The organism is Caminibacter pacificus, assembly GCF_003752135.1.
Classification (GTDB): domain Bacteria; phylum Campylobacterota; class Campylobacteria; order Campylobacterales; family Nautiliaceae; genus Caminibacter; species Caminibacter pacificus.
This window is the reverse complement of sequence record NZ_RJVK01000001.1, coordinates 340,135-365,015: the sequence shown is the minus strand read 5'-3', so window position 1 is coordinate 365,015 and position 24,881 is coordinate 340,135. Positions and strand designations below refer to the sequence as shown.

The following is a 24,881-nucleotide window of genomic DNA, read 5'->3' as shown; positions in this document are numbered from 1 at the left end:
GTTAAGTGAATAGGTTTATTTGTCCACAACTTAACATAATATTTTTACTCTACATATAGCTGTTTATTAGCGCACTCCCGACTCTTATCATATTCGACCCTTCTTCAATAGCTATTTCAAAATCTCCGCTCATTCCCATAGAGCATATCTTTGCTCCGTAAGGTTTTAGCTCTTCAAAAATTTTGTATGTCTTTCTAAACGACTCTCTAATCGCTTTTTCATCATCAGTATGAGCCCCGATAGTCATAACGCCTTGTAGGTTGATATTCGGTAAGTTTTCTTTTATTTTAAGATAGGTATCGACTGCTATTTCAGGCTCCATTCCGTGTTTTGTCGGCTCACCGGAGCTATTTATCTCGATAAGACATCTAACGGGTTTATCGGCTCTTTTGTTAATAGCCTCGGCAAGTTCGTACGAATTGATAGATTGAATCATAAACGGATTTAGTTTTAGGAGTTTGTTGATTTTATTTTTTTGCAAATTACCTATAAAATGCCATTCAATCGGCAAATCGCTTAGCGCTTTTACTTTACCTTCCATATCCTGGACCCTATTTTCTCCAAAAGCCCTTTGTCCGTCGTTATATAGTCTTTTTAAAACTTCCGGGTCGTTAGTATATTTCGTAACCGCTACGATTTGAACTATAAGATGTTCGCTTCTTCTAAGTCTTGCGGCTTCTACTCTTTGGATTAATTCATCAAGCGTCATTTCTCCTCCTTATCCGGTAAAAATTCTATGCAAGTCGTTATAAACCCCTATCAACATCAATCCTCCCAAAATTATCCAACCGGCAATTGTTAAACGATACATTATTTCTTCATTTACTTCTCTTTTAAAAATAGCCTCATACAGATTAAACATTATATGTCCGCCATCAAGCGCCGGTATCGGTAGTAGGTTCAAAACTCCCAAGTTTACGCTAAGAAGAGCTGTCAAAAATAGAAGCGGTTGCCATCCTAAAGAAGCAACTTTCGCCGTAACGTCCACAATTCCGATAGGTCCGCTTAAATTATTAAGACCGATTGCTCCCGTTATCAGTTTTTGGACGCCTTTTACTATCATAGTGGCATCACTCAAAAACTTATCCCAAGCCACTTTAAAAGCCTCAAAAAACGAATATTTAACTTTTATGATTTCAGGTTTAGGGGCTATACCTATTATTTTTCTTTTTACCACTTCGTTAAAAATATTCTTTTCGGGTACTATTTTGGGTTTTAACGTAACATCCAAAACTTTCCCGTCTCTTTTGATTGTGAGATGTAAGATATTACTTTTTTGAATTATTTTTCCTATCTCGTCCCAGCTTTTTATTTTAATTCCGTTTATCGCTAAAATAACGTCGTTTGGTTTTAGAACTTTTGCAGCGGGCGTATCCGGAAGAACTTTTCCTACAACAGGAGCCAATTTAGCCCACCCGGTAAACGCTACAAAAAGGTAAATCAAAAACGCAAGCAAAAAGTTAAAACCCGGTCCTCCAAGAAGAATAAGGATTCTCTGCCAAGGAGTTTTTGAAGTGTAGCTGTCAGGGTCGTCACTTTTACTTAGAGGGTCGCTGTCGTCTTGACCTTTCATCTGAACGTAACCCCCAAGAGGAATAGCACTCAAACACCACTGAGTTTCGCCTATTTTTTTGCAAACGAGCTTTTTACCGAAGCCAATTGAAAAAACCTCCACTTTGACACCGACAAGTCTTGCCATAATAAAATGTCCGAGCTCGTGAAAAAAAATCAAAAAAGAGAGTATTAAAATAGCGGTAATCATTTTTGCGCCTTAATATAAACTTTTACATAATCGATACCGCTATATATCGTCAAAAATACCGCAATCCATAGCAGACAATCGGCACATGGCCAATCCATCAACAAAAATCCGATAGCGCCCATTTGAGAGACGGTTTTTACTTTTCCTGCCATGGAAGCTTTTACGCTAAGCCCCTCGCTTGCCATAGCAACCCTAAGTCCGGTAATAAAAAACTCCCTTACCAAAATCAAATATACCGCCCACGCATTTGCTCTGTGTAAATACAAAAGCCCCAAAAAAGCACCTAAAATAAGCATTTTATCGGCAAGAGGGTCAAGAATTTCTCCGAGTTTACTTGAAGCGTTGAAGTTTCTTGCTATATATCCGTCGAAAAAATCGGTAATAGAAGCTATTACGAAAATCAAAGCGGCGAAATAATCGAGCCAAGAGGAGTGAATACCGCCGAAAATATCTCGATTTACCAAAAAAAGATACATTAAAAATGCAAGCAAAATCCTTAAAAACGCCAAAATGTTAGGAACGTTTTTAAGTCTTTTTTGCCATTGCATATATCTGTGGAATCTTATCCCCTCAGGAGTGACAACCAAAAATTATCCTTTACATCCGAAAGTCGTTCCACCATCAACAATAAACGTCTGAGCGGTAATCCAACTCGCTTCATCAGTACATAGAAAATAACAAATTCCCGCCAAATCTTCCGGTAGTCCCATTCTATTTAGAGGACTTCTTTTTTCAACTTCCGCTTTAACTTCTTCATAGTTAGGAAACGCTTTTAATGCATCGGTATCGATAGGACCTCCGCTTACGGCATTGACTCTGATACCTTTGCCACCAAGTTCGCAAGCCGCGTATTTTACTACAGTCTCAACCGCAGCTTTGCTTGCTCCATGCCCCGTATAATTCGGAGTGAATACCAAGTTTCCGGTAGAGCTTAGAGAAATTATACTACCTCCACCTACTTTTTCCATTCTTTTTGCCGCTTCTTGAGCTCCAACAACAAATGCACTAACTGTCGCCGTAAAGATATTACAAAGGCCTTTAGGTTTCAGTCTCATAAAAGGACCGAATCCCCCGACAACCGCACGACCGCTGATAATTGCGTTTGATATGAAAAAGTCCACTCTATCGAAATCTTCATCGATTTGTTTAAACAAATCCTTATAAGTTTCCGGCTCTAAAATATTCAATTGATACGCTTTTGCTTTGATTGAATATTTATCTTGCCACTCTTTTGCCAAATTTTCAGCCGTTTCTTTGTTCGAATTGTATGTAAATGCTATATTTACGCCCTCACTCGCAAATTTTTCAGCTATCGCTTTTCCGATACCTCTTGTCGCCCCGCTTATTACTAATACTTTACCTTTCAAACTTTCTCCTTATAGATATTTTTTCAATACTTTTTTGATTTTTTCTTTATTTTCTTCGCTCGGTTCCACAAGCGGAAGTCTGTATTCAAGACTCGGTAGCAAACCTGCTTCGTACATTGCGTATTTGATAGGAATAGGATTGCTTTCTACAAACAGAATTTTATTCAACTCGTAAAGCTCTTCGTTTATTTTTTTAGACTCTATAAATTCCCCTTTTAACGCACTATGAACCAAATCCGCTATTTTTTTAGGAAGTAAATTCGAAGTAACAGAAATAACACCTTTTCCGCCGCTTGCGATTATAGGATAGTTGATGGCATCATCGCCGCTGATAACGCTTATTCCGCTTTTAGAGCAAAGCGCGACTACGTTTTCTATTTTTCCGGTCGCTTCTTTAATAGCTACGATATTTTCCACTTCGTTGAATAATCTTATAGCAGTATCGACTTCGATATTGCTACATGTTCTTCCCGGTACGTTATATAAAACAACAGGAATTTCTATTGAGTTCGCAAGAGCTTTGTAGTGTTCGTAAAGTCCTCTTTGAGTAGGTTTATTATAATAAGGTGATACGCTAAGAATCGCATCGGCACCTTTTTCTTCTGCGAATTTCGCCAAATCTATCGCTTCGTGAGTAGAATTACTCCCGGCTCCGGCTAAAACTTTCGTATCGGTTCCTTTGCAAACTTCCACAGCAATTTCGATACATCTTTTATGTTCGTCGTGAGTTAGTGTGGCACTCTCTCCCGTCGTTCCTACAGGTACGACCCAATCGATTCCGTTGTCGATTTGTCTTTGAATAAGTTTCGCATACGTTTCCTCATCAACTTTTCCGTTTTTAAACGGAGTAATAAGGGCGGTCATTGCACCTTGCATTTTTATCCTTTTTTCCGAAATTATAGCATATTATATTATATGAAAAACGGAAAACGAAAACCTGATAATAATTTAGTAAAAAACAAAATAATCATTGATTTTCCGTTTTAATTATTCATATCTTAAAGTCTCAAGCACGTCCGTATCCGCAGCTTTTTTTGCAGGATAAACGCTTGAGAGAAGAATTATCACAAAGGCACCTATTATAATAAGCCCGAAATCAACCAAACTCAAATCTATAGGAAGCCTGCTAACCCCGTAAACATCCGCCGGCAATTTAATAATATCAAACGTCCTCAAAACCCATATTCCAAGCCCGCCTAAAACCGCACCGCTTATAATTCCGGCAATTCCGATAATCATCCCGAGTCTTAAAAAGATAGCTTTTATCTCTTTTTTACTCGCACCAAGACTCATCATTAAAGCAATCTCTTTTCTCTTACTCATAATCATCATCAAAAGCGAGCTTATGATATTTAAAGCGGCTACGATAATAATCAACATCAATACTAAAAACAGAGCCCTTTTTTCCATTTTTAAAGCGGCAAAGAAGTTTCCGTTTTGCTGCCACCATCCGACAACTCCGATTCCTGGAGGAAGGATTTTTTTGATTTTTTCGATATCTTTAAAAGGATTAGGCGTCCAGATATGAATACCGCTATAGTAGTTTTGGTGAAGAATTCTTTTTAGACCTTCGATATTCATATACGCAATTCCCTTATCATACGCAACAAGCCCGCTGTTAAAATAACCGATAACTTTAACTTTTTTTATTAAAGGCGAAATTCCGAATCCCATAGGAGTCATTTTTGAAAAAATCATTATTATTTTTTCGCCTTTATACATACCGGTACTATCAAAAAGCCTTTTCCCCACCACTACGTCAAAAATCCCTACTTTTTTAATTCCTTTTATCGCATCTTTGAAAATATAATTAATCTCGGCTTCTTTTTTGAAATCCACCCCGTAAAGCATAACGCCGTTGAGTCCGTTTTTTTTGATAATCGCATTCGATTCGATATAAGGAGAATATTTGAAATTAGGAAAATGTTTTTTTAAGAGTTTTAAAGTAGAGTCGTTTACTTTTGCAAGAGAAGTATAAACGGTTATAGGATAGTTCATAACTTTTAATTTTTTTTCAAACTCCCTATCCATTCCGTTCATAATTCCCATAGCGATCATAAGAGTCGCAACACCTGTCATAATGCCTAAAAAGGCGAGAATAAAGCTGATATAGATAAACGGATGTTTTCTATCGAACCTCAGATATCTTTTGATTATAAACTTAACAAACTTTTTATTCAAACAAAACCTTTAAAATTTTGGGCTTTTACCGCAGCAATCTTTATATTTTTTGCCGCTTCCGCAAGGACAAGGCTCGTTTCTTTTTACTTTTTTTCTCTGTTTAGCTTCGAATTCGGCTTTTAAAGCGTTCGTTTGAGCTTCAAGCTCTTTCATAATCTCATCCATATCTTTGTTTTCAAATTGCTCTTCACCCGGAATTTCAGGAATATTTGCCAGTATCTCGTCGATATCTTTACCTTCTAAAGATTTTAAAAATTCGTTAATATCCGGGTCAATTTCCGGCATTTGATATTCGATTTGTAGATTATGAAGCACTTTCATACTTTCGACTTTAATTCTTTGAATAAGCTCTTGGAATAAATCGAACGACTCTTTTTTATATTCTACAAGAGGGTCTTTTTGATTATAACCTCTAAGACCGATACCCGTTTTTAAGATATCCATCATATATAAGTGGTCTCTCCAGCTCTCGTCAAGCACTTGTAAAAGCACTTGTCTTTCGATTTTTTGTTTATCCTCAGGTGAAGCATCTTCGAATTTTTTCTCATACTCTTCTTTTAATCTCTTAATCAAAAACTCTCTAAGTTGTGAGTAATCTTTGCCTTTTAATTCTTCATCGTTAAAATCGATACCCGTATACTCTTTTAAAGTCGCTTTTAATTTTTCTATATCAATCTCTTCAGGCAAAGAGTGTTCGAAAATTTCGGCATGAGAGAGAATATAATCCACAAATTCTTCTCTTATTTCATCAATTTTTACGGAAATATTAAATTCAGGGTTTAGGATTTGGTCTCTGAATTTGTAAATCACTTTTCTTTGTTCGTTTGCAACGTCGTCATATTTTAAGATATGTTTTCTTGCTTCAAAATGCATAGTTTCGACTTTTTTCTGTGCGTTTTCGATAGCGCGGCTTACGAGTTTAGAGTCGATATGCTCTCCTCTTTCGATTCCGAGTCTTTCCATAATGTTTTTGATTCTGTCACTACCGAAAATTCTAAGCAAATCATCTTCTAAAGACAAATAAAATTGAGAAACTCCCGGATCTCCTTGACGTCCCGAACGTCCTCTTAGCTGGTTGTCGATTCTTCTACTTTCGTGTCTTTCCGTACCTATGATATACAATCCGCCAAGTTCTCTTACTTCATCATCAATCTTAATATCTACACCCCTACCTGCCATATTCGTAGCCACCGTCACAGCGCCTTTTCTTCCGGCTTGTGCGATAATTTCAGCCTCTTTTTCGTGATGTTTGGCGTTAAGTACCGTATGAGGAATTCCCTCTTTTTTAAGAAGATGGCTTAAATATTCACTCTTTTGTACGCTTGTAGTACCTATAAGTACCGGCTGTCCTTTTTTATGAAGCTCTTTTACTTTTTTAACTACAGCTTCGAATTTCTCTTCTTCGGTTTTATACACAAGGTCGTTTAGGTCTTTTCTGGCAACAGGTTTGTTTGTAGGAATAGAGATTACTTCAAGTCCGTAAATTTCCAAAAACTCAGTAGCTTCAGTCTGAGCCGTACCCGTCATACCGGCAAGTTTTTCATAAAGTCTAAAATAGTTTTGGTATGTAGTTTCGGCAAAAGTTTGAGACTCTTCTTGAATTTCGACACCCTCTTTCGCTTCAAGAGCTTGGTGTAGCCCCTCGCTAAATCTTCTACCCTCGGCAATTCTTCCGGTAAATTCGTCTACGATTAACACTTCACCTTTTCTAACGATATAATCTCTTCCTTCTTTAAAAAGATAGTTCGCTTTTAAAGCCTGGTCTAAATGATGAGCAAGCACCGCGTTTTCAGGTGTATATAGGTTGTCTACGCCAAAAAGCTCTTCGGCTTTTTTAATCCCTTCTTCAGTTAATAAAACGACTTTGTCTTTTTCGTCTATTGTAAAATGTTTGTCTTTTTCGAGCTGTTTTGCAACTTTATCCGCTCTTATATAATCTTCCGTTCTTTTGTTTGCGGGACCTGAAATAATTAGAGGAGTTCTCGCTTCGTCAATCAAAATCGAATCCACCTCGTCCACAATCGCATAATAGTGCCCTCTTTGGACTTTTTGCTCCCACTCATAAGCCATATTGTCTCTTAAATAATCAAATCCGAATTCACTGTTCGTTCCGTATGTTACGTCGCATTCATACGCTTTTTTTCTTTCGTAATCTTCCATACCGCTTACTACTACGCCTGTTGTAAAGCCGAAAAAGTCATATAATTTCCCCATTTCGTTGGCGTCTCTTTGTGCTAAGTAATCGTTTACGGTTACTACGTGTACGCCTTTACCCAAAATAGCATTTAAAACAACCGGCAAAGTCGCAACGAGCGTCTTACCCTCACCCGTTTTCATTTCGGCGATTTTACCTTCGTGAAGCACCATACCACCCACAAGCTGAACGTCGAAATGTCTCATATTAAGAACTCTCTTACCAGCTTCCCTTACCATTGCAAAAACATCGTTTAAGTATTTATTGAGAGTTTCTTGCTCGTCCGCCCCGTTTTTAATCTCTTCTAAAACTTGGTTTTTGATTTTATTAAATTCGTTTTTTAATTCTTCGTCGCTTAATTTTTCGTATTTAGGCTCCAAGGCATTAATCTCTTGCACTCTTTTAAAATATCGTTTCAATTCTCTATCGTTTTTTGTCCCGAAAATCTTTCTAAACACGCTCTTAACCATTAAAATGCCTTTAAAAGTTTTTTGTTATAATAACATAAATTAATTATAAGGAAAATTAATGAAAAAGATAATTTTATTTTTAAGCGCAGTTTTTTTATTCGCCCTGACACCGCCTAAAGAATTCAGTGCGAAATTCGTCCAAACCGTAAAATCACAAGACCAAACTATAACTTATAAAGGCGACGTATATAAAAAAGGCGAGGAAATAGTCTGGAAATATACATATCCTACCGAAAAAACAATCTGGATAAAAAACAAAATCTACATCTACGAACCCGATTTGATGCAACTAACAATTGCAAACAAAAAAAACGCTACTTTAAACGAAATTTTAAAAAAAGCAAAAAAAATAAAAGACGACCTTTACGAAACGAAAGTAGATAATAAAACAATATATTTCATATATGACAAAACTCTTAAAAAGCTTTATTATACTGACGATTTGGGAAATAAGGTCGAAATAAAGTTTTTCGACCAAAAAAACAGTGCTCCAAGTGACGTTTTCAAACTAAATTATCTTGCAGATGTGGATGTCGTACACGAAAACTAAATAAGTTTTTTAATATTTTCTTCGGTCTCTTTTATCTCTTCTTCACTCAAAACACTTTGTAACTGCTGGATAAAAAGACCTCTTTCTTTTTTAAGGTACGCTTTTAGTATCTCTTCAAAATCGTCGAATTTCAAAAATGCATCGGGAGATTTTTCGACACTTTTTGCTTTAATATAATCAAGCATTCTAAAAAGCATCTCTTTTACAAGCATATTTTCAAGTACGAATTTTTTCGCTTTTTCGTTTGTTACGCCGTATTGTTGGAGATTGAAATGAAAATCAAGCTCGCTTCTCATCTCTTTTACCAAATCATACAGCTCTTCATAAAACGCATCGGGATTTCCGAAGTCGAAATTATCTCTTAAAAATTGCATTTTTTTAAAAATCTCTTTTAACTCTTTTTGGTGGTTAATGATAGGCTCTAACATATCCGTCCTTTAAATAAAATAATAAAACAAAAATCATACCTGTGATTGAATAAACATATGCGAAATTTTCTCCGTAATTTTGCCACAATTTTCCTATAATCAGAGACGCTAATGAAGCACTTATGGCAACACCGGTATAAAAAAAACCGTAAACTGTCGATTTGTTAAATGCATTGTCAGAAATATAACTCCTTATCGCGTTTAATGACCCGACGGTAAAAATACCCAAAAATACGAATCCTAAAACAATATATGACATTTTCATAGCAATTACGCTAAGTATCCCGAAAACAAAACTTATCAAAAGAATCTTTTTATATCCCTCTTTTTCTATTTTAACACCCAAAAAATAACTTAAAAGCGTTTGAGTTAGATTATAAACAATAATTAACAAAGGTATCATTTCAAATGTAAAACCGCTCTCTTTTGCTTTTATAACGAAAAAAGAGTCGTTAAACGCAAAAATCAAAAATCCGAAATAAAAAAACAAAAATTTTATTACCTCTTTATCTTTTTTAAAATCTATATTTTTAGAAATTTTTTCTTTTTTTACGTCTTTGACGAAAAAAATAACTAAAAAAACGGAAATAATTCCGGGAATTATTGTAAAAGCAAAAATCAATCTAAAAATTTCTTCACTTTTACCGATAAACATCAAAATCAAAAAAACTATTAAAGCTCCCGTCATTTCACCTGCAACGTCAAGCATCTTATGAAAACCGAAAGTTTTTCCGCTATGAGAATGAGAATAAGCACTTAACAAAGTATCTTTGGTAGCAGAGCGAATAGCCTTGCCGATTCTCTCTGTACCTCTTAAAAAAGCGACACTTTTCCATGTGTGAGAAAAATATAAAAGAGGTTTTGAAATAGCGGAAATCAGATATCCCGTAACTACGAAAGGTTTTACAATTCCGTATTTATCGGAAAAGTAACCGAAAACGACTCTTAAAGCATACGATAAAAATGTGGCAATAGCAAGTACATAGCCTAACTTATCGACACCTTCATTTAAAATATAAACTATAAAAAGCGGTAGTATGGTATTTACCATACTACTTGCAAGATCAGTAAAAAAACTTACAATACCTAAAACGACAACGTTTTTATCCACTTATCATTCCGATGTGAATCATCCAAAGTAAAGCAGCACCGAAAAGTATTCTATAAACCCCAAAAGGAATTAGCGTATATTTCTCCACAAATTTCAAAAACAACTTAACGGCAACATACGCCGAAATGAAACTCACAACAAACCCCACCGCCAAAACAAGGCCGTTTTGGTCTTTGAAAGAGTGAATGTTTTTTAAAAGCTCATATCCGCTTGCCGCAAACATCGTAGGAATAGCCAACAAAAAGCTAAAATCGGCAGCCGTTTTCCTGCTAAGCCCGCTAAGCATTCCGCCGACAATGGTAGAACCGCTTCTACTCGTTCCCGGAATCAATGCAAACACCTGAAAAAACCCGACAATCAAAGCTTGTCTGTAGTTTACGTCTTCTACTTTCGTAACTTTTGCTTTTTCTTCTTTATAAAAATATTCAACAACAAAAAAGACAATTCCGCCTATTATAAACATCCAAGCAACGGTCGTAATAGTAAAAAGCTCTTTTATTTGATGTCTTAGAAGAAATCCTACAATCGCCAAAGGGAAAAACGCTAAAATCACCTTTTTCCATAAATCTATCTCTTTAAAATTGATTTTATTCAAATAAATCAAAACGATAGCAAGAGTGGCACCAAGCTGAATAATCACCTCAAAAGCAACGTTTTGGATTGTTTGTTTAAGTCCCAAAAGCGTCGATACTACAATCATATGAGCTGTTGAAGATATAGGTAAAAACTCCGTTATCCCCTCTACTATTCCCAAAATCAAGCTGTCAATCAGTGTCATTTTTTAACCTTTAATTTGATATAAAAGAAAATAATAATCGCTAAAACAACAAGTGTAATTATAGTAATTTCTCTAAGGTATTTATGTATTATTTGCTGATTTTCTCCGATAAAATATCCAAGAAGCGCCAAAATCGTAACCCAAATTCCGACACCAAGAGCGGTGTAGATTGTGAATTTTAGAGGATGCATTTTCGCAAGACCCGCCGGAAAAGAGATATATTGTCTAACTCCCGGAATCAACCTACCGCTAAATGTTGAAATATGTCCGTGGTTTTCGAAAAAGTTTTCAAGTTTTTTTATCTTCTCTTCACTCATAAACTTAATCAAAAACGCCCTACCCATATGTGAAGCTATGAGATAATTAAACCACGCACCTGCAACAGAACCTAAAACCGCCACGAATATAGCCAAATATAAATTCATCTCTCCTTTGCTTGCCAAATAACCTGCCGGTATCATTACAACTTCGCTCGGAAACGGAAAAAAACTACTCTCCAAAAACATCAAAAGAAAAATTCCGATATATCCCCACGCACCGATCGTATCGACTAAAAAATTTACAATTTCACTCAAACCCTCTCCTTTAAAAATTATACGCTAATGTCAGTAAATACAATTAGCAAAATAAAAAATCACAAAAAACTCACATCTCTACACCTGAAATTTCAAATTAACAAAAAAATAACCTTTTCTTAAACTCAATTTAAATCTTAAATTTAAAAACCCTAAAATATGAAATATTTCTTAAAAAATTAAATGTTTGTAAAATTTAAAGAAATAAATATTTGTATTAAACTCAAAAATAACCTGTTGTATTAAATTCAAAAACAAATTCTAAACTTTAAAAAAATTACCGAGATATCGCCCCAACTTAACATAATATTCTTACTCTATACTTCTCAAAACTTCTTTTTCTATAACTTTTCTGTTTTTCGGATTCAAAAAGAAATAATGGTCTCCACTTAACATAATAAGTTTACTATTAAGTAGTTCGCTTTGCTTTTTTACAGCCGCCGGTGGTACGGCCGTATCTTCTTCTCCACCGAAAATGAGGGCTTTTTTAGTAAAGTTTTTAAACTCTTCGCTAAAATCCTCATCAACCACGTTTTTAAAAGTCTCGTACATATTTTCGCTCATACCTTTAACATCCGAACTGACGAATTTTTCTCTAAACTTCCCAAGTCCCAATTTTTTCATAGCTTTGAAAATTTTAATTTTAAGTCTTACATTTAAAGGTTTAGGCATCACGATTCCGGCACTCCCAAGCAGCACAAGAAGCTCTGGGTTTAAAAGAGTGGCGACTTTACCGCCGAAGCTGTGAGCTATTATTATCTCTTTTTTTACTCCCAAATCATTCAAAAAATTATCGATTATTTTTGCATAATCTTTTGTAGTTAATACATAATCGTTCGATGATTTACCAAATCCGGGCATATCGATATAGATATGCCTAAAACCTCCAAAACAATCTTTAAAAACTTTCATAACTTCCTTATTACTGCCCCACCCGTGCAAAAAAACGATATCTTTTTTTTCCGAAGGGTTTAAAATATCATAGCTTATATCAAACTTTTTACCCTCAACCTCCACACTTCTTAATGCCATTAAGCCAGCCTGTTCGAAACTTCGATAATTTTCTCAAGATGTTTTATAGCTCTGCCGCTTTCGATTTCTTCTTTTGCCATCTCTATTCCGTCCTCAATATTTCCTACTTTTCCGTCAACAAACAAAGCAGCCGCAGCGTTTAAAAGTACGGCGTCTCTTTTTGCGCCTTTTATTTCTCCGCTTAAAATTCCTCTTGTAATTTTAGCGTTTTCTTTAGCGTCTCCACCTATCAAATCCTCTTTTTTGCCTATCATTCCGTAAGCATCAGGGCGAATTTCCATATCTCTTAGTCTAACTCCGTCATAATAAAGAGCCTTTGTAGGTGCGGCTATGCTTATCTCATCCATTCCGTCAAGCGAACTTACTACCATTGCACTTTTTACGTCCATTAAAGTCAATGCATTTGCCACAGGTTCTATAAATTCGGGAGAAAAGACTCCAAGAAGATATTTTTTAGCTCCTGCCGGATTTGTCAAAGGACCCAAGATATTAAAAATAGTCCTATGAATTAATGATTTTCTAATAGGCATAATATGTTTCATAGCCGGGTGATGATTGATAGCGAAAATAAATGTAAATCTCACTTCTTCAAGCATTTTTACTTGTTTTTCAGGAGTTAAGTTTAGGTTTATTCCAAGAGCCTCAAGCATATCGGCGCTTCCGCTTTTACTCGTTATGCTTCTGTTTCCGTGTTTTGCGACATAACTTCCTATCGAAGACACCAAAAGCGCGGTTGTGGAAGAGATATTGAAACTATTACTTTTATCTCCGCCCGTACCTACGATATCGATTAATTTTTCTCTTAATTCTTCACTGACGGGAAGTTTTATAGAATGCTCTCTCATCACCTCCGCAGCAGCGGCAATCTCTGCGGCACTTTCACCTTTTTCATATAGCTCTACCAAAAATTTCTTCGCCTCTTCTTTACTCATTTCGTTTTTAAAAAGCTTTTGAAATTTCTCTTTGGCTTCGTTAAAAGTCATACTTCTCTCCTTTTTGTTTAAAGCATTTTATCAAATTAAATCCGCACAAACTCACAATTTCACTTTTCTACTTAACTCACAAACTTACCGCTTCTAATTCTATCCGCTTCCATAATCTCTATTTCTCTCGCACCAGATACCACGATACCCTCATCCACTCTATAATCAAGGTCCGGGTTTCTATCCGGATAATCCACGGCGTTTAAAATAACTTTCATAGCGTTTAATCTCGCCAAATGTTTATTATCACTTCGAATCACGGTCCACGGAGCGTAATGAGTATGGGTTGCTTTTAGCATTTTATATTTCATTTCGGTAAATTCATCCCATTTATCTTGGGCCTGAAGGTCAATCTCGCTTAGTTTCCATTGTCTTAGAGGGTCTTTTCTTCTTTTTTCGAATCTTTTAGCCTGTTCTTCTTTTGAAATGGAGAGATAAATTTTTACTAAAATAGTCCCCTCCATTACAAGAGATTTTTCAAACATAGGACATTCGTGCATAAACGTTTCGTATTGTTCTTTAGTACAAAATCCGAAAACCGGCTCGACCATAGCCCTATTGTACCAGCTCCTATCAAAAAAAACTATCTCACCGCCTCTTGGAAACTGCTCTACGTATCTTTGAAAATACCATTGAGTTTTTTGTACGTCGCTTGGCTTTCCAAGAGCCACGACTCTATAATGTTTTTCGTTCATATATCTGACGATTCTTCTGATAGTTCCGCCTTTACCGGCGGCATCGCGTCCTTCAAAAAGCACTATCATTCTTTTATTTGTATCCTCAAGATACTTTTGCATTTTAATAAGCTCCGCCTGATAAGGCTTTAGCTCTTGTTCTTGAAGATATTTTCTAACCGCTTTTTTATTTACGCGTTTTAGTTCCATATATTCGTTAATTAAGTCGTTTAGGTTCATCTTTTTATTGCCAACAAGCACATATTCGGGATTATAGAGCTCGTTGATATTAATTTTTTCCATTTGAAACTCCGAAGTGATTTTTGATATTATATCAAACAAAGGAGCGTTATGATTATATCGTTATACAACATAAAAGGCGGGGTCGGCAAAACATCGACGTGTATAAATCTCGCAAGTACGGCTTCAAAAACGAAAAAAGTACTTATCATAGACCTTGATATACAAGGAGCGAGCAGTTATTTTTTCGGTAAAAAGCCTAAAAAAAGAGGCATTTTTAAAAAACCTATCGAAAAAATAATAAAAAAAACAAACAACCCGAATATCGACATAATCCCCAGCGACAAACAGCTTATAAAATATCAAGGCGAACTAAAAAAGCTTCTTAATCTCAAATATGATATTATTTTTATCGACGCTCCTGCAACACTTAACGATTTGACAAAAGATATTTTAAAATATTCTGATATCGTACTATCTCCCGTACTGCCGAATATTTTATCGCTTCGTACTTACAATCAGCTACTTGAGACAAAACTCAACAAAAACATCAAACTTTTCGTAAACGCATACGAAAACAAACCCTCACACAAACAAATTGTAAAAGCAATACTCAAATTACCCAAATCCCAATACCTAAAAACATACATCCCAAAAAGCGAAAAGATAGAAAATATGCCTCTTTATAAGATGAGCGTAGTTGATAAATATCCGTATAGTTTGGAAACAAAAAGATATCAAAAGCTTCTTAGCGAATTAATATAGAGTTTTATCCTCCATACTTTCCCAAAGTTTCATAACTTCCAAAGCTTCTTTTGAAGGTGTGTGTTTAAATAATACGTTATCTTCTCTTTTCCCTTCGATAACATCCCAAATAAACTTATCGTCAAACCCGATATTTGCGGCATCTTCTCGTGTAGCGGCAAAATATACCCTCTCTATTCTCGCCCAATGTATCGCACCAAAACACATAGGACACGGCTCGCATGTTATATACATCTCGCAGCCGCTTAAATCGAAGCTTCCTATATTTTTACAAGCATCTCTAATAGCCTGAATCTCGGCATGAGCCGTAGGGTCTTTTAGTTTGACGACTTGATTATGACCTTTGCCGATAATTTTCCCGTTTTTTACAATAACGGCACCAAAGGGGCCTCCTTCTTTATTCAAAACGCCTTTTTTAGCTTCATAAACGGCCTCTTTCATAAAATCCATTAAAACTTCCTATCGACGACTTTATCGGCTATTATCATTAAAGCCGGGATTTCGTATTTTTTTATTACGTTTTTGGCTTCATCGACAAGCTCTTTGGCTTCGTCAAAACATCTTTTTATAATACCGTATTTTTGCATAAGAGCTCTTATCCATTCGACTTCTTCATCACTTAGTCTCTTTTTGTATAATGATTTTAGTTTTTCTTTTTCTTCTTCGTTTGCCGATTCAAACAGATAAATAAAAGGTAGTGTGGTTTTCCCCTCAAAATAATCATGCATAGCCGGTTTACCTAAAGTTTCGCTATCTTGCGTAATATCAAGCAAATCATCAACAATCTGAAAAGCAATACCTATATTTTTTCCGTACAGTGCGAAATCATCTTTATCATAGCCTTTTGAAATTGCCGAAGCTTTACAAGCCGCTTCAATCAAACTCGCGGTCTTTTTATAAATCATTTGCATATATTTTTCTTTGTTTAAGTTTAGGTTTTTAGAGAGTTTTACGTCTTCAAGCTCACCTTGAGATAACAAATATACGGCATTTGAAATTGTCTTTGCAATTTCGCTTCCGAAATCAATAAGCTCGTAAAAAGCCCTTGAATATACGATATCTCCAAGCATTACGGCCGTGTGGTCTCCGTATTTCGCGTTGATAGATTGTACGCCTCTTCTCGTATCGGCTTCGTCTATTACATCATCATGCAGCAAACTTGCAAGATGTATAGCTTCCACTAAGGCAGCCAATTTTTGGGCTTCGGGGTTGATTATGGTTATAAGTTTTCCTCTTATACCCTTGCCTTTTTGTATATCTCTATACTCCTCAAACTCATCAAACATACTATCAAGAATATTAAAAAACTCCATTATTCGCCTTTTTTAACTCTAACTTTTTTACCGTTAAACAGATAAATTCTGAATTTTGCTATTTTATCATTAAAATCGACAAATTCGATTAAAAAATAGGGAATTTTCTCAGGACATTTGGCAATATCAACCCTAAAAGTATTTAGAGGGTATTCTCTCTCAAGAGTTATCTGATAAGGAAAGTCGTCATATTTATACAAAACCGTCAAAACTTCGTTTTTATACAAAGTCCATCGCATTTCAAGAGGATATGAGTGTTTTTCGTAATATACTTTAAATTTTGCAATTTCGTCTTTTTTGAGCGAAAAAGTGTATGGAAATTTGACTATTTCGGCAAATAAAAAAAGAGGAAAAATGAAAAAAATTAATTTATTCATTTTTTGTTAAGATATTTGCCATAGTATGGATGTATAGGTCATCCTCCGCAGCTTTTACTTCGTCGCTATTATTGAAAATAGCTTCTTGAATCTTCATTTCGACTTCATCACCATAACATTTCTCAGCCAACACCTCAAGTGCCGCCATTCTCTCGAATACTTTTTCAAGCTCTTCGATTACCAAGTTTTTATTTGCGTGATAAACTATCTCAAAAAATTTATCTTTCGGGGTTTTTTGCTCATCAAACGGATCCCACATACGTATCTCCTTTTTTGGTTTAGAATTTATCATAAAAGTGGAGTTTTTGCAAATCTTTTTGAAAAATTAAGAAAAATTGTTACTTTTATTAACTTTCTATAATATTTCTTTTTAGTTTTCACAATTTAAAAAAAGCACAATCTCCAATATAATTAACACCTCCAATTTGCACTAAAAAAACTACCCTTTTAAAACTATCACTTTTAAATATTCATGTAAATAAAAAAAAACAGATAAATACGAAAAATATAAAAAATACATAAAACATCATAAAATATTACATACCAAGAATACTCACCAAACAAAAAACGGACACCAAAATAATTTCTCATTCCACCTTTACTTAACATAATAATCTTACTCTACTCACTTAAGGACATTATTTACGAATTTTACTATCTCATCAATATCTGCCATCGGATTAAGTGCAACGCTCCTTACAAATTCTTTATCTTTTATTTTACATTTAGAAAACATTCCTTTTGGAAGTTTTGATAAAAATTCATTTACAGCCATATTCTTAGGCCTAAAAAGAGTTATTCCGCAAATAGGTTTGTTAAAAACTTCAATTTGCTCTATTTCTTTTAATTTGTCATAAAATAATAAAGCATTTTTTAAAGAATATGCTATTAATCTATCAATCCCCTCTTTTCCGAAATATAAAAGTGTAGCAAGTAAAACTACCCCATTAGCGCCTTTTGAGCCTTGAATACCGATATTGGCACTGCTTAAATAATCACTACCGAAACTCATAACTTCTTTAGCTTTTTTATTGTCCTTAAACAAAACGATAGCACTATCTTTTGGTTGATAGAGCCACTTATGAGCAGAAAGTGAAATCGAATCGGCTTTTTCAATGCCGTTTAGTATATTAGAATATTCGGACGTAAATTTTAAAGCCCCGGCATATGCTGCGTCTATATGAGTCCATTTTGCCTGACCTATCAAACTAAAATCATCAATAGCACCGCTACAAGTAGTTCCGGCATTTAATACCAAACAAGCGTTTTTCAGATTAGGAACACTTTTTTTATCTATACTTCCGTCATTGTTTATAGGTACTTTTATAAGTTTCATATTTAAAATTTTTGCCGCTTTGTCTATACTTATATGAGAAGATTCCGAAGCTACGATAGTATCGATGTTTTTTGTGTCTCTTGCCACCCATAACGCGGTTAAATTCGCAATACTCGAACCGCTACACATATGTCCTCCATCCATTCCAAAAAAACCTTTAATCCAATCAATAACCGACTCTTCCGCTTGCGTTGCAAAAGGTGAAAGCTCTTTGTGGAGTAAATTTTGATTAAGTCTGGCATTCCATAAAGCCATAGCCCAAGCAATCCAAGGGGTCGGAGGATCCATATGAGCAAAAACAAGAGGAGAATCCAAATAAGTAGCCTCGCCTAAAACTTTTGAAGCCATAATTTTTAAGGTATTCTCCCCTAATCCTTTTTTTGGAAATTCTTGAGGTAAAATAACTTTTTCAAACTTCTCTTTAGTTATAAAATCTACGGCTTTATATAAGTTTTCGTTAAATTTAAAATCATTCATAAGTTTCTTATCCTTAAAATTCATTTATGTAAATTTTTAAACAGCTCTTCAAATGGACTTTAAAAACTAATTTTAACAATCAAATATTATATATTATAAACAAAAATAAAAAAACAATTCTAACTTAACATAATATTCTTACTCTTAATACTTCGGTTCAAATTTCAAACTTGTGGAATTAATACAATACCTAAGACCCGTCGGTGCCGGTCCGTCGCCGAATAAATGACCCAAATGAGCTTTGCAGTTTCCGCACATCACCTCTACTCTCACCATTCCACCCGTAAAATCGGGAGCTTCAAGTATTTTGCCAATCGGCACATAAAAGCTCGGCCAACCCGTACCGCTATCAAATTTATGCTCGCTGCTAAAAAGCACTTCATCACAACATTTGCATTTATAAATTCCGGGAGTTTTATTATCCCAATATTCGTTATTAAAAGCCGGCTCAGTTCCTTTTTCGCAAATAACGTATTTTTCAAAATCCGTTAGTTTATTTTTACAATTACACATATTTATCCTTTGATATAATTTCGTATTATTTTTTAAATATATCAAATTTTTCCAAAAATAGGAGCAAAATGAAAGACCTCAACTCACTAAATAAACTCATAGAAGCGTTTGAAGAATTGCCGAGTATCGGAAAAAAAAGCGCAACCCGCCTGGCTCTTGCAATAGCAAAAGACAAATTCAAAGCCTTAAAACTCATAAACGCAATAGAAGAGGTCGTCACAAACGTAAAAGAGTGTGAAATTTGCGGAAGTTTCAGCGAGCATGAAATATGCGAAATTTGCGACGACCCAAACCGCGAAAAAACCCTTGCGATTGTAGAAAGCGCAAAAGACGTTATGGTTATTGAGGAGAGCGGGAGTTATAACGGGTTTTATTTCGTTTTATCTCATCTTGACGATGAAAATATTCAAAAAATCAGAGACATTATCAAAAATAAAGAGATAAAAGAGGTGATTTTCGCCTTTCCTCCGTCAGTCGAGAGTGAAGCAAGAAGCCTCTATCTTGAAGACAAACTTAAAGATTTGGGAGTAGAATTTTCGCAAATAGCCCAAGGAGTGCCGACAGGAGTTCATTTTGAAAATGTAGATATAAACTCTCTCGCAAAGGCTATCAAATTAAGATTTAAGCTCTGAAAAGTTTCTTTTTCCCATATCTTCGGGATATCCTCTACTTTTTGCAATTTCGCACGCTTTTTTTGTAATTACTTCGTCACTTAAACTTAAAATTTCCGGAATTTCTATCTGTTTTTTGTATTTTATCCCGAATCTTTTACTTAAATCCTTAGCTATCGAATCCGCCATAGAGGTAACTGTCGAAGCTTTTACCACCTCACATCTTGCGTAATTCTCTTCAAAACTTATCTCAACCGCCCTAAGCTCCGCATCTCGACCCGGAATTTGCTGAGCCCCGAAAAGCGGCACGTATGTAACTTCGCTATCTTTAAATTCAGGAATAAACTTACTCATATGCTTAATAGCTCTTTTCGCCCTGCTTGCAGCCTCTTCTTTTTGCCACCCTTTTTCTATTTTTTCAATAAAATGATTAGGAAGTTTGGGGTATGAGCTTTCTTCATCCGAGCTTACAAGCCCGTCGTCAAACAACGTAATATCTTTCGTCATTCCGTGAAGTTGAAAAATCCCGTTTGCATACGGCGTAAACTGCGCCATTCCTTTTGGTGTTCCTCTTTTGCCGTGAAATATTATCTCCGGCCATGTAAAGTCGAATTTTTTATTTTTCACAACATACGCAGCTTTGAACTCAGTTAGTCTTTCTCTTTTAAATTCAAGAGCGTCATCAACAATACCGCTTTTAAAACCTGCGGCGTTTATCAGATAGTCAAACTCCTCGCCGTTTACTATCCACTTATCACCTTTTTTTGATACTTTTGCTTCTTCATACCTCACAATGTCCTTTTTTTCCAAAATCATCTTGGCAATTGCCGAGAGTCTAAATACGTTTACTCCGTATTCCTGCACCAAAATTACGGGATACTTGATTTTATTAAGGTTTGTATATTTTGCAAAAGGAATCATCCATTCATCCAAAGTTTTCGGCTCTTTTACAAGCTCTTTTTCTTTTAATTTTTCCAAATCTTTTTTGTAATATAGCTTGTAATAATCTTCTGGTTCACCTAATACTTTGTTTTTTGGGTCTTTTTCAATCATTTTTTTATATTCGTTTTTTAATATTTCAAGTGTTTCTATCAAATCCTCAGGCTCTCCCTCATCATCCACAGGCACGGCAACTATTGTGGGTCTGAAATCTATAGCTTGAGGATATAGCCTGATAAAATCTATCGATTCTTTTAAAAGCGCTATTTTTTCTTTTAGCGTAATTTCTCTATACAGATTCCCTCCCGCATGTAAATGACAAATCGGAGGACCGCTTACTAAATCGTTTTTTTCAAAAAGCGTAACATCAACACCCAAATTATCAAGATACATAGCAATACTGCTCCCCGTAACTCCTCCGCCGATAATCGCTACTCTCATAAAACCTCCAGAAGTTTTCTAAAATCATCAATTATAATATCCGGTTTATAAATCGACACGTCTTCTCCGTAATTGTAGCCGTAATTTACGGCAATGGATTTTATCCCCGCATTTCTCGCAGCCAATATATCGTTTTTTGAGTCCCCTATCATTACCGCTTCACTCGGCTTATAGCCCGTCTTTTCACATACATATAAAAGCGGCAGGGGTGAGGGTTTTTTCTCAGGCAGACTCTCACCTCCTATATACATTTCAAAATACCTATCAATCTCAAGAGTTTTTAATATCTCACCCACAAACTCATAAGGTTTATTGGTTACTATCGCTTTTTTATAAGGCAGTTTTTCAAGAGTCTCTTTTACTCCGGGATAAAGAGTAGTTTTATTGCATACGTTATTTTTATAGTGGTTTTTGAAAATTTTAAGGGTTTTTTGTAGCAGCTTTTCATCGTTTTTACCTCTAAGAGCCCTCTCAATCAATGTCCTCGCTCCGTTTCCGAGGTAATTTCTCACATCCTCTTCACTAACCCTCTCAATCCCGAGCTCGTCAAACGTCTTGTTTATCGCATCGGTAATATCGGGTACCGAATCTATAAGAGTTCCGTCCAAATCAAATATTAATAACAAATCAGACCTTTTTTATCCGCAATATTATCAAAAATTTCTTTTAAATTCTTCAAGGTTTTTATATATTTCTATTTCGGATAATCTCTCTTTTGGAATAAAAGAGCAAGTTTTAAATTCCTCATACGCTTCACCCAAAAGACAAATCCTAAAATCAAGCCCAAGCCCGTATTTTAACGCCCAAACCATAAATATTTCATTAAGCGTACCGATACTTCCTGCTTGAGCGATAAAAACTTCACTCCCGACAATTAGATTTTTTAATCTCTCAAAAAGATCCGGTGTTTGTATTTTCTTTGTGAGGTACGGATTTTCAGGGCGTATTTCATCAAAATATTTAAGAGTAATACCTATAACTTCACCTCCGGCTTCTCTAACTCCCCGGCTCACCGCCTCCATAAGCCCGCCGTATCCTCCGCATTTTATAACATAACCTCTCTCAGCCAAAAACTTCCCAAGCTCCACTCCCTCTTCGTAAAGTTTAGGGTCTTCCACCCTGCTTGCTCCAAATGTAGTCGCTATTTTCATAGATTCCCTTTATTAAAAATCTCAATTGACTATACATCCACTATCATCTAAAAACATAAACAAATACAAATAAGTGGAAAATGTTCCTATAAATATCCTCTCTAAGCATTTTAATAACTTTATGAAAAATCATTAAAGAAAAATAAAGTCAATTTCATTCAACAACATTAACATAATAATTTTACTCTACACTACTGAGCTCATCCCTATGAGGTTTCCAACATTCGTTAAAGAACTTGTTTTCGCTTTTTAATACTTTTTCATCACATTTTTTTATAATCTCTTCAGCCCACTCTTCTATTTTTGATTTTACCTCATCTCCCCATTTCATAAAATATCTATCATAATCTTCATCGGTATATATTTTATCACCCACAAAAGGCCAACCGTCAAGCGCTTGAAGTTTAAAAATTTCATAAGTTGTCGTATCAAGAAGAGTTTCTGGTTTTTTGTATTTTTTTACAACAGCTTCTTTTTCACTTGCAACGCGCCTTTTGTAAGAGAGATTTTTAAAAATCGCATATTTTGTGGCTTCGGCTATTCCTATAGCTTTTGCGTGGGGTTCGTCAAATCCCAATCTCAAAGCTCTTTTGTATTGAAGTGCCGCCATTTTCGGAAAACGATTTATTCTCATGGCACATCCTTTTTTTATATTATAACTCTAAATACTTACTTTTGTGTGCCATCAACATAATACCACTTATCTTTTTTTACAAAACGGCTTCTTTCATGCATAATATAATCATCAATATAAGCTTTAAATTCCACAAAAGCTTCTTTTTCTCCGTCTATAAATTCAACAATCTCAAGCTTTTTAAATTCACTTTTGCTGAACTCCTTAATAGACCTTTTCCACTCATCCAAATCCTTCTCTTTATGAGGAGATGTTGGATGAGTGGTTTTTATAATATAATCGGCATTTCCGATTGCGTATGCCGTGAATCTACTTTTCATAAGCAGTAAAGCATTCGGTGCACTTCCAATTTTATGCCACCTAAAACAACAATCCTTATATTTCTTCCCGCTACCACACGGACATTTCGTGTTTTTTGAAATTTTTAATTTCTTTAATTTCATTTTTATTTAAACCTTTTTTAATTAAATTTTTTTTTAAACAAAAATAAAAAATTTTTTCCAATATTCTTGATAAATTAACTTCATTTATTTTGCACTTTGCTTCTGAAAAAGGATAAAAGTCACAAAACCTTTCAAAATTCAATAATCCTAATATATTTTCATTTCCTAATATTTTATTATTAAATATAATCAAATTGTTATCCATTGAAATTATATTGATCAATTTTTCATACGTTACTTTATTTTTAATAATAAAAATGCAATTATCAAACTTAATATTTTTCAAATTTGAATATGGACTTAAATTTAAATCAAAAAAAATACAATTTTCATAATCTATATCAGATATATCACTATTACTAAAAATAACATGTAACAAAATTAAATTATTAATTTTTTTTTGCATAAATAAATCAGCTAAATTCAATTTTTTATTATCTTTTTTAGATGCATTATAATTTAGTTTACAATTTACAAATTTAGTATCCATTAATACACTGCCAGACAAATTAATATCACTAAAATTAGAGTTTTTTATAGTAGTGTTTCTGATTACAGAATTATTCATATTTGTATTTTTAAAACTACAATTTTCTATTTTATTATTCTCAAAAACTGAGTTTGACAAATTTGCATTATCAAAATTTACATTTTTTAAATATGAATTTAAAAATTTAGAAGATACTAAATTAGAACCTGAAAAATCAACATTAGAAAAATAAACATAATTTGAAAATAAATATTTCAAATTTCTCTGAGATAGATTAATTTTTGGAATATAATCACTTGAAATATTCTCATCATTTACAAAATTTTTAATAATTTGATTATCTTGATGATCTTGATTTGTTATAGTTATGTTTGAAGGAAGTTTTATATAAAAATATTTAATAATTAACTCAAAATTAAAATATAAAGCTAAAATTAAATATATAGAAACAATTATTAAATGCCAAATTATTTGTTTAATGTACTTAAAATCAAAAATGCTAAATAAAAATGTAATAAAAACACTTAAAGAAAATAAAAAAAGACTAAATTGAAAAAAAAATAAATTTTTATCTTGTATTTTTAAAAATGAAGCTATTAAATAAATTTCAACAAGCAAAGGATAAATTAATATAACAATAAAGATTAAAAAAAATATTTGTTTTAGTGGTACATTTAAAAATGCATTATCCACTATAAAAGGAATTAACGGTTTTAAATTTTTCTCTTTTTTTATTGCTTTTATATGATAATACAAATTTGCAAGCAAATAAATATAAAAAATTGTAATAAATAAAATTGATAAATATCCAAAATAATAAATATTTACTTCTGAATTAATAATAGGCAAAATTAATGTTGATTTTTCATAAAAAAGCAAGTCTAAATCATTTATTGATAATAAACTTATTAAAATAAATGTAACCAAAGACAAAAAAGTAACTAAAAAAATTTTATTTGCTCTTGAAAAATTTTCAAAATTTTCCATATTTTGTCCTATTATTATACTTTTTAAAAAAAATTATATTTTATTCAATAAAAAGTATC

The 24,881-nt window shown here is 34.1% G+C and carries 29 protein-coding genes; 3 read left to right on the top strand and 26 right to left on the bottom strand.

What is annotated here, in order from left to right; translation table 11 throughout:
• Nucleotides 1–49: 49 nt before the first annotated feature.
• The 7 genes from EDC58_RS01930 to secA form a co-directional block, all read right to left on the bottom strand.
• Complete coding sequence (locus tag EDC58_RS01930; RefSeq protein ID WP_123351815.1) at nucleotides 50–709, bottom strand: YggS family pyridoxal phosphate-dependent enzyme; 660 nt, start codon at nucleotides 707–709, stop codon at nucleotides 50–52.
• A gap of 9 nt (nucleotides 710–718) precedes the next feature.
• Nucleotides 719–1,762: an RIP metalloprotease RseP gene (gene rseP / locus EDC58_RS01925; RefSeq protein WP_123351814.1), complete on the bottom strand. Its 1,044-nt coding sequence runs from the start codon at nucleotides 1,760–1,762 to the stop codon at nucleotides 719–721.
• Complete coding sequence (pgsA, locus tag EDC58_RS01920) at nucleotides 1,759–2,310, bottom strand: CDP-diacylglycerol--glycerol-3-phosphate 3-phosphatidyltransferase (protein WP_123352150.1); 552 nt, start codon at nucleotides 2,308–2,310, stop codon at nucleotides 1,759–1,761. The genes rseP and pgsA overlap by 4 nt, the downstream gene beginning before the upstream one ends.
• Nucleotides 2,311–2,352: 42 nt before the next feature.
• Nucleotides 2,353–3,129, bottom strand: coding sequence for an enoyl-ACP reductase (locus EDC58_RS01915; RefSeq protein ID WP_123351813.1), 777 nt, complete (start codon nucleotides 3,127–3,129; stop codon nucleotides 2,353–2,355).
• A gap of 9 nt (nucleotides 3,130–3,138) precedes the next feature.
• Entirely contained in the window at nucleotides 3,139–4,005 is an 867-nt protein-coding gene (gene dapA, locus EDC58_RS01910) for a 4-hydroxy-tetrahydrodipicolinate synthase (RefSeq protein WP_123351812.1), read from the bottom strand.
• A gap of 111 nt (nucleotides 4,006–4,116) precedes the next feature.
• A complete protein-coding gene (locus tag EDC58_RS01905; RefSeq protein WP_123351811.1) occupies nucleotides 4,117–5,310 on the bottom strand; it encodes an ABC transporter permease in 1,194 nt (397 codons plus the stop codon).
• 9 nt (nucleotides 5,311–5,319) lie between these two features.
• Nucleotides 5,320–7,974: a preprotein translocase subunit SecA gene (gene secA, locus EDC58_RS01900; protein WP_123351810.1), complete on the bottom strand. Its 2,655-nt coding sequence runs from the start codon at nucleotides 7,972–7,974 to the stop codon at nucleotides 5,320–5,322.
• 58 nt (nucleotides 7,975–8,032) lie between these two features.
• Between secA and lolA the strand changes: the two genes are divergently transcribed.
• A complete protein-coding gene (gene lolA, locus EDC58_RS01895; RefSeq protein ID WP_123351809.1) occupies nucleotides 8,033–8,524 on the top strand; it encodes a LolA-like outer membrane lipoprotein chaperone in 492 nt (163 codons plus the stop codon).
• Here the strand turns inward: lolA and EDC58_RS01890 are convergent.
• The 7 genes from EDC58_RS01890 to ppk2 form a co-directional block, all read right to left on the bottom strand.
• Entirely contained in the window at nucleotides 8,521–8,952 is a 432-nt protein-coding gene (locus EDC58_RS01890; RefSeq protein ID WP_123352149.1) for a phosphoribosylaminoimidazolecarboxamide formyltransferase, read from the bottom strand. The genes lolA and EDC58_RS01890 overlap by 4 nt on opposite strands.
• Entirely contained in the window at nucleotides 8,933–10,063 is a 1,131-nt protein-coding gene (locus EDC58_RS01885) for an MFS transporter (protein WP_123351808.1), read from the bottom strand. The genes EDC58_RS01890 and EDC58_RS01885 overlap by 20 nt, the downstream gene beginning before the upstream one ends.
• Nucleotides 10,056–10,841 carry an undecaprenyl-diphosphate phosphatase gene (locus EDC58_RS01880; protein WP_123351807.1) on the bottom strand — a complete coding sequence of 262 codons (786 nt, stop codon included), beginning with the start codon at nucleotides 10,839–10,841 and terminating at the stop codon, nucleotides 10,056–10,058. The genes EDC58_RS01885 and EDC58_RS01880 overlap by 8 nt, the downstream gene beginning before the upstream one ends.
• Nucleotides 10,838–11,416: a DedA family protein gene (locus EDC58_RS01875; RefSeq protein WP_211325210.1), complete on the bottom strand. Its 579-nt coding sequence runs from the start codon at nucleotides 11,414–11,416 to the stop codon at nucleotides 10,838–10,840. The genes EDC58_RS01880 and EDC58_RS01875 overlap by 4 nt, the downstream gene beginning before the upstream one ends.
• Nucleotides 11,417–11,728: 312 nt before the next feature.
• Complete coding sequence (locus tag EDC58_RS01870; RefSeq protein ID WP_123351806.1) at nucleotides 11,729–12,448, bottom strand: alpha/beta fold hydrolase; 720 nt, start codon at nucleotides 12,446–12,448, stop codon at nucleotides 11,729–11,731.
• Nucleotides 12,448–13,431: an anthranilate phosphoribosyltransferase gene (gene trpD / locus EDC58_RS01865; protein ID WP_123351805.1), complete on the bottom strand. Its 984-nt coding sequence runs from the start codon at nucleotides 13,429–13,431 to the stop codon at nucleotides 12,448–12,450. Before trpD ends, EDC58_RS01870 begins: the two co-directional genes overlap by 1 nt.
• Before the next feature lie 71 nt (nucleotides 13,432–13,502).
• Nucleotides 13,503–14,408 carry a polyphosphate kinase 2 gene (gene ppk2, locus EDC58_RS01860; RefSeq protein WP_123351804.1) on the bottom strand — a complete coding sequence of 302 codons (906 nt, stop codon included), beginning with the start codon at nucleotides 14,406–14,408 and terminating at the stop codon, nucleotides 13,503–13,505.
• Nucleotides 14,409–14,456: 48 nt separating this feature from the next.
• Between ppk2 and EDC58_RS01855 the strand changes: the two genes are divergently transcribed.
• Entirely contained in the window at nucleotides 14,457–15,110 is a 654-nt protein-coding gene (locus EDC58_RS01855) for a ParA family protein (protein WP_123351803.1), read from the top strand.
• Here the strand turns inward: EDC58_RS01855 and EDC58_RS01850 are convergent.
• From EDC58_RS01850 to msrB, 6 genes are all read right to left on the bottom strand, one after another.
• Nucleotides 15,102–15,560 (bottom strand): nucleoside deaminase, encoded by a 459-nt coding sequence (locus EDC58_RS01850; protein WP_123351802.1) that lies wholly within the window; start codon nucleotides 15,558–15,560, stop codon nucleotides 15,102–15,104. The two genes, EDC58_RS01855 and EDC58_RS01850, sit on opposite strands and share 9 nt — an antisense overlap.
• Nucleotides 15,560–16,423 (bottom strand): polyprenyl synthetase family protein, encoded by an 864-nt coding sequence (locus EDC58_RS01845; RefSeq protein WP_123351801.1) that lies wholly within the window; start codon nucleotides 16,421–16,423, stop codon nucleotides 15,560–15,562. Before EDC58_RS01845 ends, EDC58_RS01850 begins: the two co-directional genes overlap by 1 nt.
• On the bottom strand, nucleotides 16,423–16,800 hold the full coding sequence (locus tag EDC58_RS01840; protein ID WP_123351800.1) for a hypothetical protein: 378 nt from the start codon (nucleotides 16,798–16,800) through the stop codon (nucleotides 16,423–16,425). Before EDC58_RS01840 ends, EDC58_RS01845 begins: the two co-directional genes overlap by 1 nt.
• Nucleotides 16,793–17,059 (bottom strand): DUF2018 family protein, encoded by a 267-nt coding sequence (locus tag EDC58_RS01835; RefSeq protein WP_123351799.1) that lies wholly within the window; start codon nucleotides 17,057–17,059, stop codon nucleotides 16,793–16,795. Before EDC58_RS01835 ends, EDC58_RS01840 begins: the two co-directional genes overlap by 8 nt.
• A 366-nt stretch (nucleotides 17,060–17,425) precedes the next feature.
• Nucleotides 17,426–18,613: a pyridoxal phosphate-dependent decarboxylase family protein gene (locus EDC58_RS01830; RefSeq protein ID WP_123351798.1), complete on the bottom strand. Its 1,188-nt coding sequence runs from the start codon at nucleotides 18,611–18,613 to the stop codon at nucleotides 17,426–17,428.
• Nucleotides 18,614–18,757: 144 nt separating this feature from the next.
• Complete coding sequence (gene msrB, locus EDC58_RS01825; RefSeq protein WP_123351797.1) at nucleotides 18,758–19,126, bottom strand: peptide-methionine (R)-S-oxide reductase MsrB; 369 nt, start codon at nucleotides 19,124–19,126, stop codon at nucleotides 18,758–18,760.
• 68 nt (nucleotides 19,127–19,194) lie between these two features.
• Between msrB and recR the strand changes: the two genes are divergently transcribed.
• Nucleotides 19,195–19,758, top strand: a complete 564-nt coding sequence (recR, locus tag EDC58_RS01820) for a recombination mediator RecR (RefSeq protein ID WP_123351796.1) — start codon at nucleotides 19,195–19,197, stop codon at nucleotides 19,756–19,758.
• Here the strand turns inward: recR and EDC58_RS01815 are convergent.
• The 6 genes from EDC58_RS01815 to EDC58_RS01790 form a co-directional block, all read right to left on the bottom strand.
• Nucleotides 19,741–21,117, bottom strand: coding sequence for an FAD-dependent oxidoreductase (locus tag EDC58_RS01815; RefSeq protein ID WP_123351795.1), 1,377 nt, complete (start codon nucleotides 21,115–21,117; stop codon nucleotides 19,741–19,743). The genes recR and EDC58_RS01815 overlap by 18 nt on opposite strands.
• Entirely contained in the window at nucleotides 21,114–21,743 is a 630-nt protein-coding gene (locus EDC58_RS01810) for a phosphoglycolate phosphatase (RefSeq protein ID WP_123351794.1), read from the bottom strand. The genes EDC58_RS01815 and EDC58_RS01810 overlap by 4 nt, the downstream gene beginning before the upstream one ends.
• A gap of 27 nt (nucleotides 21,744–21,770) precedes the next feature.
• Nucleotides 21,771–22,268, bottom strand: a complete 498-nt coding sequence (locus tag EDC58_RS01805; protein WP_123351793.1) for an LOG family protein — start codon at nucleotides 22,266–22,268, stop codon at nucleotides 21,771–21,773.
• A 181-nt stretch (nucleotides 22,269–22,449) separates the two neighbouring features.
• Nucleotides 22,450–22,902 (bottom strand): hypothetical protein, encoded by a 453-nt coding sequence (locus EDC58_RS01800; RefSeq protein WP_123351792.1) that lies wholly within the window; start codon nucleotides 22,900–22,902, stop codon nucleotides 22,450–22,452.
• 35 nt (nucleotides 22,903–22,937) lie between these two features.
• A complete protein-coding gene (locus tag EDC58_RS01795; RefSeq protein WP_123351791.1) occupies nucleotides 22,938–23,345 on the bottom strand; it encodes a YchJ family protein in 408 nt (135 codons plus the stop codon).
• Complete coding sequence (locus EDC58_RS01790; RefSeq protein ID WP_123351790.1) at nucleotides 23,293–24,822, bottom strand: pentapeptide repeat-containing protein; 1,530 nt, start codon at nucleotides 24,820–24,822, stop codon at nucleotides 23,293–23,295. Before EDC58_RS01790 ends, EDC58_RS01795 begins: the two co-directional genes overlap by 53 nt.
• Nucleotides 24,823–24,881 lie beyond the last annotated feature (59 nt).

Bases quoted from the DNA above. Each gene is read 5' to 3' on its own strand.
- EDC58_RS01790 (WP_123351790.1), bottom strand. From the start codon at position 24,822: ATGGAAAATTTTGAAAATTTTTCAAGAGCAAATAAAATTTTTTTAGTT.
- trpD (WP_123351805.1), bottom strand. From the start codon at position 13,431: ATGACTTTTAACGAAGCCAAAGAGAAATTTCAAAAGCTTTTTAAAAAC.
- EDC58_RS01845 (WP_123351801.1), bottom strand. From the start codon at position 16,423: ATGGAGTTTTTTAATATTCTTGATAGTATGTTTGATGAGTTTGAGGAG.
- EDC58_RS01870 (WP_123351806.1), bottom strand. From the start codon at position 12,448: ATGGCATTAAGAAGTGTGGAGGTTGAGGGTAAAAAGTTTGATATAAGC.
- secA (WP_123351810.1), bottom strand. From the start codon at position 7,974: ATGGTTAAGAGCGTGTTTAGAAAGATTTTCGGGACAAAAAACGATAGA.
- pgsA (WP_123352150.1), bottom strand. From the start codon at position 2,310: ATGCAATGGCAAAAAAGACTTAAAAACGTTCCTAACATTTTGGCGTTT.
- EDC58_RS01840 (WP_123351800.1), bottom strand. From the start codon at position 16,800: ATGAATAAATTAATTTTTTTCATTTTTCCTCTTTTTTTATTTGCCGAA.
- msrB (WP_123351797.1), bottom strand. From the start codon at position 19,126: ATGTGTAATTGTAAAAATAAACTAACGGATTTTGAAAAATACGTTATT.
- dapA (WP_123351812.1), bottom strand. From the start codon at position 4,005: ATGCAAGGTGCAATGACCGCCCTTATTACTCCGTTTAAAAACGGAAAA.
- EDC58_RS01815 (WP_123351795.1), bottom strand. From the start codon at position 21,117: ATGAGAGTAGCGATTATCGGCGGAGGAGTTACGGGGAGCAGTATTGCT.
- recR (WP_123351796.1), top strand. From the start codon at position 19,195: ATGAAAGACCTCAACTCACTAAATAAACTCATAGAAGCGTTTGAAGAA.
- EDC58_RS01855 (WP_123351803.1), top strand. From the start codon at position 14,457: ATGATTATATCGTTATACAACATAAAAGGCGGGGTCGGCAAAACATCG.
- EDC58_RS01800 (WP_123351792.1), bottom strand. From the start codon at position 22,902: ATGAGAATAAATCGTTTTCCGAAAATGGCGGCACTTCAATACAAAAGA.
- EDC58_RS01850 (WP_123351802.1), bottom strand. From the start codon at position 15,560: ATGGATTTTATGAAAGAGGCCGTTTATGAAGCTAAAAAAGGCGTTTTG.
- lolA (WP_123351809.1), top strand. From the start codon at position 8,033: ATGAAAAAGATAATTTTATTTTTAAGCGCAGTTTTTTTATTCGCCCTG.
- EDC58_RS01930 (WP_123351815.1), bottom strand. From the start codon at position 709: ATGACGCTTGATGAATTAATCCAAAGAGTAGAAGCCGCAAGACTTAGA.
- EDC58_RS01830 (WP_123351798.1), bottom strand. From the start codon at position 18,613: ATGAATGATTTTAAATTTAACGAAAACTTATATAAAGCCGTAGATTTT.
- EDC58_RS01835 (WP_123351799.1), bottom strand. From the start codon at position 17,059: ATGTGGGATCCGTTTGATGAGCAAAAAACCCCGAAAGATAAATTTTTT.
- rseP (WP_123351814.1), bottom strand. From the start codon at position 1,762: ATGATTACCGCTATTTTAATACTCTCTTTTTTGATTTTTTTTCACGAG.
- EDC58_RS01795 (WP_123351791.1), bottom strand. From the start codon at position 23,345: ATGAAATTAAAGAAATTAAAAATTTCAAAAAACACGAAATGTCCGTGT.
- EDC58_RS01890 (WP_123352149.1), bottom strand. From the start codon at position 8,952: ATGTTAGAGCCTATCATTAACCACCAAAAAGAGTTAAAAGAGATTTTT.
- EDC58_RS01805 (WP_123351793.1), bottom strand. From the start codon at position 22,268: ATGAAAATAGCGACTACATTTGGAGCAAGCAGGGTGGAAGACCCTAAA.
- ppk2 (WP_123351804.1), bottom strand. From the start codon at position 14,408: ATGGAAAAAATTAATATCAACGAGCTCTATAATCCCGAATATGTGCTT.
- EDC58_RS01880 (WP_123351807.1), bottom strand. From the start codon at position 10,841: ATGACACTGATTGACAGCTTGATTTTGGGAATAGTAGAGGGGATAACG.